This window comes from Wolbachia endosymbiont of Nasonia vitripennis, from assembly GCF_048054115.1.
Classification (GTDB): domain Bacteria; phylum Pseudomonadota; class Alphaproteobacteria; order Rickettsiales; family Anaplasmataceae; genus Wolbachia.
In genome coordinates, this window is sequence record NZ_JAFEVF010000030.1 from 1 (window position 1) to 9,144 (window position 9,144).

A 9,144-nucleotide genomic window follows, 5' to 3' on the forward strand; every position below is an offset into this window, starting at 1 on the left:
CAAACCTTTTTTGATAGTATGCATATTGCTTATCAGAAAAATATTGATAGCATTAAACAGGATGCTGATTTTGGTTTTGACTTTGTTAATTCTTCTGTCAGTTAATTCATGCCTGTCAGATCAAGTCTAAACTATTACACCCACTAAATTGGATAAATTGATTGCAAAAAAATAACATTTACAGTAAGTTGGCCTTTCATAAGTAGCTATTTAACCCTCCTGCTATTTCTCCTTACCTTGAGTTATAATCATGCCACTGTTATTTGATTCACTATAACTTCAGCATTGCTATTCTCAAGTAACTTTGAAGGCTTATTACAATAGTATATGATTTCAGCAGCAATTAGACAAAAAACTCCAACTGCTATTCCTACCGCTAACATTCCTGAGTAAACTGCAATAGCTATCCCTGAAATAATTCCAGCTACTACAAGTGCAGAAGTAGCTACAATATACATTTTTTTATTTTGAGAAATCACATTATTTTCTTTCGGTTTACTTTCTTCTGGATAATGATTGTTCATCTTTGCAAGATATTTTTTCAACTCCATCCACAACTCATATTTAGTAGATTTTTCTTGTTTTTTTATTTTCTTTTCTAGCTCTTTTACTACTTTGCTATCTGCAAATGCTTTTATATATGTTCCTCGAATAACAGGACAAAAAGTTTGAGAGAATCGTCTGTGACATATATACCCAATAGTCTGAAAACGTTCATTTTTTATCGAGTATGTTAGTATATTAATTAAACTCTTTAAAAGAACTTGCTGTTCTTCCAGGTTGTTTTTTATATTCCTTTCAACCAAGTCTAACATTTTTTTTATAAGTTGCTTGTTATCAATTAATGAAGCTATAGCTAAAATTGCTTCGATCTGTCCTACTTTTCCACTAATGATCTGATTAAGACTTCTTTCATTAAGCTTGGCAATATCATTGCTTACAATTATAAGGGCATTTTTATATATTTCCCGAGTAATTGGGAGTAATGAATCATGGTACTTGCATCCATTTTCAGTGAGTTTTTGTGTAAAACGTTCGGATAGATTTATAATAGTTGAAACATCTTGTTTATCTATAGCCTCCCTTAAAAAAAGAACCAACGTTTCCTTTAAGTTAGTTTGTTTATCTATATCCATTGAAATTTTAGAATCACTTGCTACATCTAATATTTCTCTCCACTCTAAAGTCATAATTTTTTCTATTAAAATAATATGGTTTAATTATTTGCTATTTTTATGAAAAAATCAAGACTTATATATTTTTTTATATTATATATAAGATTATTAATATTCATTTTAGCTTCAGAAACGTACTAAAAATTAGTGTGACAAAAATCTTGAATGTTTACTTTTTTAACAAGTAAAAAACGTCATATATTTTTGAGAATAAGCCGCGTAAAACAGGGTTGTAAAAATAAAAACGTAAAGTTATTGCAACAAAGCTAAGCAAACTAGTTCATATGTAAATTTAGCGAAAGTGAGCTAATACAGCTGATTTTAGCGCACAGTGAAATTGCCATATAAAAAAGTTCGTACTGGTTATTTGGTAGACCATACGATCCCAAGAAAAACACTTCTCACGGTTATTGGTTCTGACTACTGGAAATAGTTAGATTATTTAAGTTTTTAGCAATATAGAATACTAAGTTAATACTAATCCCTACTCAAAATACCAAAGAAGCATAAGGGTGAACTCACGGTAAAATAGGATAAAATCTTTTTTGTCGATAAACCACATAACCCTTACAAGGCTAACTTTAGCTTGAAAAAACATAAATCAGATTTCTATAGATTCCAATTTCTTTTACAAATACTCTTTCATTATTGAACTTAATAATACAAGCAAATTTTTATACCAACCAATGTTACTCAAAAAGAACTGGATAAAATGTTAAACCAACTAAGCCTGCAATTATAAGCTATTCTTTCTTACCCTATTGGGCTAAAGAATTAGTATTGGCTGTTTAACTCATAATCCACACTATTATCCTTCGTAACCATATAACTTTATAGTTCAGCAGAGTACACCTATTCCTTAACTTGACGCTTATGTTTTGTTAAACACTTTCTACAATCAATATTTACCAAGTCGAGTACTTATACCAGAGACATTTGCATCACTTAACATGGTTGAAACCCCTTGACTCTCAAAGCTTTTCATTCCAGATAATTTCGCATCGTTTACAGTTTTATTTGCATCGCTTGCATTCAATATTAGATTCTTATTCTGCTTTATTCCTTCGCATTTTCTTTCCTCAGCTTCTTGCCTTCCTTCCCTCTTATCATTTTTTGGTTGTTCTAATTCTTTTAATGATTCCCTATTATCAGAATCACCAATACTAAGTATAGGCATTCCTCCCCCTCCCCCTGGTTGTTGCTGTTGCCATATCCCATGCGTTGGATATTGGAGCTCTAAAAAGTTTAATAGTAGTTCACGGATTCCATTTAGATTTTGACATAGTATAACAACACTTCTATTGAGTAAATGCTCCCCCTGAGGAAATTGGTGAATATTATTATTATTAATGTTTCGAAATTCTCTTGAGATTTCTCTTCTCCGCCCTTGAAAGTATTGTCCATTTCTAAGATTGCCCGGAGCAGCTATATTACCCAGGCCTAGAACATTTAACGTAAGAAGATTAAGCATTTCATTTAACACACCTCGACCTTGCTCTCCAAGATTGTTATTTTGTTGTAAAACTTGATTAATATCTCTGGCGTTTTCTAATGCCCAGATACCACAATTATAACCATCTCCTTGCTGTACTAATGCATTGCCTTGCTGGTCATCAAGAACATTATGGACTGTAACAGGAACATCATTTACTATAAGAGTATTCAGCTGATCTGGAACGTTACCACCAAGTGAATCAGCATAATACCCATAATAATTCCCATTTTGATAGGCAATAACTAATGTAACCCAATGACTATGACCTGTGTTAACGATCAAATTTGATATTAATATTTCATCATTTTGCACTTCTCTATCGTTAATATAATCTTGCAACCGTTGCAAATGATGATTTACCCACCCTATAGGTAGTGCGGCAAAGAGTATATTATCATGTGGATAAGGCTGTAAGTTATATAGTGTTGTCCTTGCAGCAGAACGTATATCCCTTTCTTGAATCCAATAATGATAATAATGATTATCTGTTGCAAAGTCTAGTGTGAGTATATCATGCACATTGCCTATCGGATCAAGACCCATTATATCATCTTGAATATGTACATTTACTTGGGGTAAAATATCATTAAGTGCTACTGACCTAATTCTTCCTAGTCTTCCACCAGGTCCTGAAGCATGACTGCGGTCAAACTTATGTATATATAGTTCTTGTGGAACAGATATAAGATCTTCTACTCTTTGTGCACCTGCATTAAATACAGCATAAGATAAGACCACCTCATTTCCAGGAGTGATGGGCAAATATCCTCTTTGCTTGTCCATAAGTCTTGTTATTTGCTGTTCTGCATTACGTCGCTCTTGTGCTAATGCTTGTCCAGTATTAGCAAACCCTAATATATATCCAATCGGATGAGTATCTTCTGGATGATTTATTGTAGATCTTAATAATAGAAGACCTAATCTCTGTTCTGCAACTCTTGTACTTACTTCTCCTGCCATTCTTATATCAGGACTATACGTTTGACCTACCCTGTATTCAGTAACCACTTTATCAGGATTGTCACAAACATAAAATACACCGTGCAGTATAGAACGAAATTTGTCATTGTTACTTACATCTATTATTGCATTACCATTCATATTATCTGGCATTAACACTCTAGAAATAGCTCTCAATAATTCTCTATGCTGAGCTACACTTTGCCACCCATCATTCATAACTTGATTCAAAGTATTATGTACATTTTCAGCATTAGGCACTTCTATAAGATTACCATCAAAATAAGCATATCTATTCCTACGTAGGTAATCATCAGGCGAATTAAATCTATCTAATAGAACATTTAGTCCATATTGATTATTAAGTATGCATGTAACTCTATTCACAGCACCATTATAACCTGGTGGTAGAGTGATGGCTTTTACTGATCGTATATCATGGGGATTTCTAATATCAAGTATAACTATAGGAAAACCTTGAACATGGAAGACCATAGTTAAAGCATGTCTTCTTAAATCCTCATTATCATATCTAAATATGTACTTTTTTAGACGTATTTGATCTTCTCCCTCTCTTAGCTCTAAATATTCTCTTGTAAAAGCACTATTCCCAAAAGCAAAACCAGTTATATAAGCAAGTATTCTGTTACGATTTTCTGCATTTCTTGGTATTTCAGCAAGAAGATATTGAAGTAAGAAATTTTTAATATTTTCTTCAATTTCTTCATCTTCTACATATTCAAATAATCTTTGTACTAAAGGAAATCTATTCTGTTGAAGCTCTGCTATGCCAACCCTAAAAGGGTCTGTGCGTAAATTAAAATTTAATCCAACACAAACAGCATGTCTTGATTCAGTATGAATAGATATAAATGAAGAAGCATGTAATCTTTTAGCGTCACCTCTAGCGCGGTTTAATGCAATATCAGACGGTGTTCTCCATCTAGTAACATTAATACCGATAGGAATGTTTTCTCTCTCTGCTTGACGACGTACAAGAAAAGCAACATATGAATTTCCAGGGGACAAGTCAAGGTCAATATCTATCGTGTAGAGGTGACTAAAATTTGCTAACAAACCTAATAAAACCGCGTGACTCTCAAATTTTTGATTACGATTTTGAATATCATTTTCTAGTGTGCCTGAGTAATGACGATAGATTCGAGTTATGTATGGCAAAATTTCTTCATTTATTTGACGTTCTGTATTTTCTTCATTGTTACTTGCTAGCATCCCTATAAAACCGTCGATTCTTTGTTGACCAGGCCCGACTTGTGCAAAATTGACCAACTCATCAAGCTGTCCATGCTGATTTTGATTGAGGTCCATCCCTTCTATTTCCTTAATTGTTAATTCGTGATTTTCTAAGAGCACTCTAATAAGATTGATTTCAGATGCTGAATATTTGGCAAATCTATCTCCACCTCGAGGATCTTTTTCGCGAATCTCTTCAAATACTACTGCTCCTTTCTCTCCCTGGCTCTTGCCTTTCCCATGCGTACACACTTTGTATTGCTCAAAACTTAGGCCTTCTTCCCTTAAATCCCAATTTTCCCGTCCAATCTCTTGCACTAGAGAATTTTTCTCCCTTTCACTAAATCTTAACCCATCACTATTGGGGACATCAGAGATGCTGTAACACCTGACAACTCGCTTTTTACCAAGGGATTTATTAGTTAAGACTGCAACCTTCAGGTTTCCTGTATTTCTATTCCTACCATCTGTATCAATACCATGATTATCAAAACGAATATAGACTCTCTCATCTGGAGCTAAAACACCTGCGTCATGTGCAGTAGCAAACATACTGAAAAAGAATACAGGAAGGAAACGACCCGTACCCACATGATACAAGAAAGATGGACACTGATCTAAAAAGGATTCAAACTCTCGTCTAAAACCTTCAAAATTTCTATTGACCAAACTTCTGATAAACCCATCACCATTATTCATATAATATACCTTTCTACTTGCTACGGCGAGAAAAATCACTTACACCAGGGATTCCAAGAATGGATTTCGGAGCATCACCAGAACCATCATGTCTAATAGAAAGACTAGAATCTTCAGCTTCCACTATGGATATGGACCGTCTTCGATAATCACCGGAACCATCATCTCTAGGAGGTAAAGTTGCTTCTTCTAACTCAGAAAACAACTCTTTTGCGAAAGTACCATAGTCTATATCTTCTTCCATTCCTTCTCTACCACATAATCTAAGGTTTTCTATCATGATTTCTTTAAAAAGTTCAAATTTTTCAGGAAAGGAACCTCGAGCAAATGATATTATATCTAATATTTCTTTTTTCTCTATTTTCTTTTCCTCATCAGGCTTACAAACATCTCCTCGTTTCCAATTAATGATTAATCCCCCAAGTACACTCTTTATAGGAACTGTATAATTAGAAGTATTAACAGAAGTCTTTCTGTATTCAGTAAAGCGGTCACACTTCCAAATCTCCATGATAAGAGATCTAGCTTGAACGCTTGACTCAGGATTTTTCAACATCACATTTGAAAGTGAATAAAGAAGAAGTTCATACTTATCCTGTGAAAATATTTTCTCTGAATGGCTTCCACATGCTGAAACTTCTTTATAACACCAGCACTGCACCAAATCATGAACTGTATCAAAAAAACACGAACGTATTAATCTACTAAAAAAGCAATATACTCCATCATCTCTCCGTAATAATTCTTGTAAAAGAGTATCTTTATCATCTACATTCCTTATACAGAAATCTAAAATAGGAGCGTCTTTCTCGACAGATTGAACACGAGATAGAGCAATAATTGCTTCCGTAAGCTTCTTCTCCTTAGCTTTTTCCTCTAACTGATTAGAAAAATATTCCACTCCTTCACTCCACTTAAGTTTTATAGCACTGTCAAAACCCTCTTCTGCATTACCAGGTTGCTTTAATTCTCCAGACTCTTTATCTATCCAGAAATTAAATACATGGCCCTTCCTTCCAATGCCACTCAAAAGTGAATTTCTTATGTATTTGTCAGTTATAGGATTGCCACTACCATCAAGTTCATCAGAAGAAAAATTACTTTTGTAAGATTCAAATCTTTTTTGAAAGAGTGGATGAATTTTATCTACCACACAGTAACTAGAAGCCATCTCATACCTGCGAAGTGGATTATCTATTTCACCTATTTTTTCTTCAGTCAATCTTTGAGCTAGAACGTTATTATTCAGTCTTGTACCTGACCAGCAACTTTCATCTTGGAATATATTGTACAAAAACTGCAGTTTATCATCCTTAAAAGATTTAATATTCTCTATATAGGTTTCCAACCACCTTTTAATAGCTAACTTCCTCCCAGCAGCAATTTCAGGATCTGTATATTTTATAACATCTTGCAGCTTTTTAAGTACTGCAGCTTGACGCTTTGTTTCTATTGGCATTTTACCCTCTATATAAAAATATCTAAGGCATTATGCAAAAGTTAGAATCAAATAGCAACACTAAAATTATCAAGAATAAGAAAAACTTTATGAAGAACATTTCTGCGTTTAACTGATACGTAGAATTAGTGAGAAAATCAAATAGATCAGTAGAAGTAACAGCAAAAGATCATATATATGCTTTAATATATAAAGAATTACAATAAGTTGAAAAGAGCTTTAAGGGAGTTACAGTACTTAGGCTTTTTCCTTAAGTTTTGAAATTTCAGCTTTAGGAAGACCGGTAGATTCAGTTATTAAGTCAACAGGTACACCAGCTTTAAGTAGTTTTTTTGCAACTTCAATTTCCCTTTCTTTTCTGCCTTTTTCATGGCCGATTTGGATGCCTTCTTGTCTACCTTTGTGAGTAGCATCATCGAGTTTTTGTTCCAAGATAGCAGCTTCTTTTTGTAAATCCATTACCCTTTCTTCATAAGCCACTAGATCCTTCTCATTCCAATGAAACTTATCTAATTCGTCATATGCTAGCTTTATTACTGGTGATTTTTCTGCTATTTTTTTCAAATCTTCATCAGTTGTTTCTTCTGCGTATTTGAAAAAAAATAGCCAACGATCTACTACATTTTCTAGCTGCTCTTCTCTACTCTTAGGAAACTTTGGCAGCTCAATAAAGACAAATTGAAAATCTTTTAAGTCATGCTCGTTAGTTTTTTCATCTCTTATGGTATGGCTAGATATATAATCAGGCTTATCAGGAAATAAATTACAATTGGAAATAGCAATAAAGAAGACCTTCTTTAAATCAATGTACTTACCACCTTTATCAGCCTGCCTAGAGTAAGCCTTAGCAGCATAAAGTTGAGCACGTTTTTCAAAGCCTTTATCACGAGCAAGCTGCATTTCCGCAATATACCTATTTCCGAGAGAATCCTTACAGAGGACATCAACGATGCTTTGTTTATCAGAAGCAATTTCAGGATTCATAATAGTGCTAAGGAACTCAACATCTTGAATAGTATTGACTCCAGTAAATCCTAAGATGTCATTCAAAAAGTGAATAAGGATATTCTTATTTTTTTCAGTACCAAAAATTTTCTTAAATGTTAAATCAAGCTTAGGATCTAAAAATTTTGAGAGAGCCATGAGAAAGTAAGATAGAAAGCATTAATAATTATACACAATTGTGAAGAAATATTCAACTAAAATGCAAACATTTTGTATATCTTTATTTGGTAGTATTAACCTGTATAATATTTATGGCAAACATCTCGATAAGGTACCAGATAGCACAAAAAGTAAGGAGCTGGAGGTTAAAGCGAGGATATACTCAAAAAGATTTAACGGGAAAAATCGATGTAACATATCAGGTGATACTACAATATGAAAAAGGAACACGTAAAATTTCGATTGAGAAGTTATACGCTATAGCAGAGATATTATCAATTAATATTAAGGATCTTATTCCTGTATCAAATGAAAAAATCTGTCTTGAAGATGAGGGGGAAGAAATATTAAATTTAGTAAGAGAATATAAAAAGATTAATGATCAAGAGTTACGTAAGATGTTTTGTTTGCTAACCAAATTTGTTCAAGTCAGTGAAAGAAGTAGTAGGAAAGCAGAGAAAGTAAAAATTGCAAAAGGTTTGGTTAAAGAAGGAATTTCTGTTGATATTGTTTCACAAACAGTTGGTCTGTCTGCTGATGAATGTGTTGAAGAAAAAACGGGTTCTATATACTACAAAATAGGAAAAAAGATAAAAGAATGGAGGGTATTACGGGAGTATACTCAAAAGGATTTGGCTGAGAAAATGGATACAACACGTGACGAAATAAGCAACTATGAGCAAGGACGTGTGGCCATTCCACTGGAAAAATTATATGCAATAGCAGAAACATTATCAATTAGCATTACAGATCTGCTCATAGAGGAAGATGAGATAGTAGAAAATGAGCTACCTGATTTAGTGTAATAGTTTAGACTTGATCTGACAAGCAAACAAAGTAAGATAAAAATATAGACAAGTTTTAAAGGAGTGTCAGATATGAATACAACACAAGAAAAAATACTAAAACCAAAGTTGGGATTGCTAGAACTTGCAAAG

4 protein-coding genes and 1 pseudogene are annotated in these 9,144 nt (G+C 33.4%); 1 reads left to right on the plus strand and 4 read right to left on the minus strand.

Translation table 11 applies throughout. The features are described 5' to 3' along the window. Nucleotides 1-248: 248 nt before the first annotated feature. The 4 genes from JR053_RS04300 to JR053_RS04315 all read right to left on the minus strand — a co-directional run bounded on the left by JR053_RS04300 (nt 249) and on the right by JR053_RS04315 (nt 8,185). Nucleotides 249-1,190, minus strand: a complete 942-nt coding sequence (locus JR053_RS04300) for a TomO hydrophobic C-terminal domain-containing protein (RefSeq protein ID WP_416603658.1) — start codon at nt 1,188-1,190, stop codon at nt 249-251. A gap of 883 nt (nt 1,191-2,073) precedes the next feature. After that, a complete protein-coding gene (locus JR053_RS04305) occupies nt 2,074-5,583 on the minus strand; it encodes a cytoplasmic incompatibility factor CifB (RefSeq protein ID WP_416603660.1) in 3,510 nt (1,169 codons plus the stop codon). Between the two features lie 13 nt (nt 5,584-5,596). Further along, complete coding sequence (locus JR053_RS04310; RefSeq protein WP_416603662.1) at nt 5,597-7,042, minus strand: cytoplasmic incompatibility factor CifA; 1,446 nt, start codon at nt 7,040-7,042, stop codon at nt 5,597-5,599. A 237-nt stretch (nt 7,043-7,279) separates the two neighbouring features. Continuing rightward, complete coding sequence (locus tag JR053_RS04315) at nt 7,280-8,185, minus strand: Rpn family recombination-promoting nuclease/putative transposase (protein WP_416603664.1); 906 nt, start codon at nt 8,183-8,185, stop codon at nt 7,280-7,282. 113 nt (nt 8,186-8,298) lie between these two features. On the opposite strand from JR053_RS04315, the pseudogene wmk reads away from it, so the two are divergent. Then, a pseudogene (wmk, locus tag JR053_RS04320) lies at nt 8,299-9,009 on the plus strand (WO male-killing family protein Wmk); the annotation flags it as partial. Nucleotides 9,010-9,144: the final 135 nt, after the last annotated feature.